This is a genomic window from Deinococcus betulae, assembly GCF_020166395.1.
GTDB classification, from domain to species: Bacteria; Deinococcota; Deinococci; order Deinococcales; family Deinococcaceae; genus Deinococcus; species Deinococcus betulae.
This window is the reverse complement of record NZ_JAIQXU010000087.1, coordinates 1-956: the sequence shown is the minus strand read 5'-3', so window position 1 is coordinate 956 and position 956 is coordinate 1. Positions and strand designations below refer to the sequence as shown.

The window sequence follows — 956 nt, the reverse complement described above, 5'->3', positions numbered from 1 at the left end:
CTGACAGCAAAATCCAGAGCGGTTGAGGGGGAGAGTGAGGGATGCGGAGTGATAGCCTCGACCTGCGGGAACGGAGTGTGCAGGCCGTTCGTGACGGGGTGGCACAGGCGGAGGTCGCCCGACAATTTCGGGTGAGTCTGGCGACTGTGGAACGGTACTGGCGGCGCGACCGCGAAGGACAGGCACTGGGCGCGCCACCCAACCGGGGGAGCCCTCCCCGGGTCCTTGGCCCGCAGCAGCACGCCGTGCTGTTGCGGCAACTCCAGGCACACCCCGATTTGACCCTCGCGGAACACGCCGCAGTGTGGCGCGACGCGCAGGGTGTGGTGTCGATTTCGACGATCGCGCGCCGCATCCGCGCGCTGGGATGGGCGAGAAAAAAAGACGATTCAAGCCGCTGAACGCGACGAGGCGTGGCGCACCTTGTTTGCCCGTGACCTGCTGGAGGTCGCTCCAGGCGACCTCCTTTACCTCGACGAACGTGGTTTCCAGATCAACATGACCCGGAGCCACGGGCACGGTGCCCCGCAACCGAGGTCGCAATCTGACCCTGCTCTGCGGGGTGACGCTTCAGGGTCCCCGTGCTGCGTGGGTCGTCGACGGCAGCGTCAACGGCGACGTGTTCGTCACATATATCCAACAGATTCTGGCGCTGACCCGCCGCCCGGGACAGGTGGTCGTCATGGACAACCTTGGTGCGCACCGCCGCGCAGCAGTGCGCGTACTGATTGAAGCTCATGGCGCTGAGTTGATCTTTTTGCCGCCCTATTCGCCGGATCTCAATCCCATTGAGCTGATGTTCTCGAAACTCAAAGCGGTCGTCCGAAGGTTGGGAGCCCGCACCAAGACTGGCGTCCTAACGGCGATCCGCACGGCGCTCGATGCCGTCACGCTCGCTGATTGTCAAGGTTGGTTCCAACATGCCCTGTTCCCTCAATGCCTCTGATTCCTGCTGT

Annotated in this window: 2 protein-coding genes; both read left to right on the top strand. The window is 63.6% G+C overall.

Annotated features, from left to right (window positions below; genetic code table 11):
- Positions 1–245: 245 nt before the first annotated feature.
- The gene (locus K7W42_RS22735; protein WP_224577685.1) at positions 246–401 is read left to right on the top strand and encodes a hypothetical protein; all 156 of its coding nucleotides are present in this window, start codon (positions 246–248) and stop codon (positions 399–401) included.
- A gap of 119 nt (positions 402–520) precedes the next feature.
- Entirely contained in the window at positions 521–946 is a 426-nt protein-coding gene (locus K7W42_RS22730; RefSeq protein ID WP_224577684.1) for a transposase, read from the top strand.
- Positions 947–956: the final 10 nt, after the last annotated feature.